At 70.0% G+C, this 684-nt stretch carries 1 protein-coding gene; it reads right to left on the reverse strand.

Features of this window, described 5'->3' with window-relative positions:
* Positions 1-684, reverse strand: a 684-nt coding sequence (locus ACTWQH_RS32810) for a condensation domain-containing protein (RefSeq protein ID WP_443290464.1), incomplete at both ends; no start/stop codon positions are given.

Raw genomic sequence — 684 nt, forward strand, 5'->3', positions numbered from 1 at the left:
ACGCCGCCGCCAGATCCCGCGCCAGCGGACCCACCGACCACCCATCACCCGCGATGTGATGCACCACCAGCACCAGCACGGACTCGGCGGCGCTCAGCGAGAACAGCCAGGCGCGGACCGGGATCTCCTCGGCCAGGTCAAACCTGTACCGGACCGCATCCACCAGCGCCTCGTCCAGCGCCTCCGCATCGACACGCCGCACGCTCAGCCGGGCGTCAGCCTCCCCGGCCTCGACGACATGCTGATAAGGACCCTGACCACCAGCCCGGAACACCGTCCGAAGAGCCTCATGGCGGCCGATGACGTCACTCAGCGCCGTCCCCAGCGCTTGGTGGTCCAGCTCGCCGGTCAGCCGCAGCACGAACGGCATGTTGTACGTCGCCGACGGCCCCTCCAGCTGATGGAGGAACCACAACCGCTGCTGCGCGAACGACAGCGGCAACCTCTCCGGCCGCGCCACGGGACCCAGCGGCGCCTGCCCGCGCGCCGCACCCTCCAGCAGCGGCGCGAGTTCGGCGACGGTGGGGTGCGCGAAGAGAGCACGGAGGGGGACCTCCACGCCGAGGGTGGTGCGGATGCGGCTGATGAGTCTGGTGGCGAGGAGTGAGTGTCCGCCGAGGTGGAAGAAGTTGTCGTCGATGGTGACGCGGGTCAGGCCGAGGACGTCGGCGAAGAGGGTGCACA

Origin of the sequence: Streptomyces sp. 6N223, assembly GCF_052246635.1 — a bacterium.
In the GTDB taxonomy this organism is placed as follows: domain Bacteria; phylum Actinomycetota; class Actinomycetes; order Streptomycetales; family Streptomycetaceae; genus Streptomyces.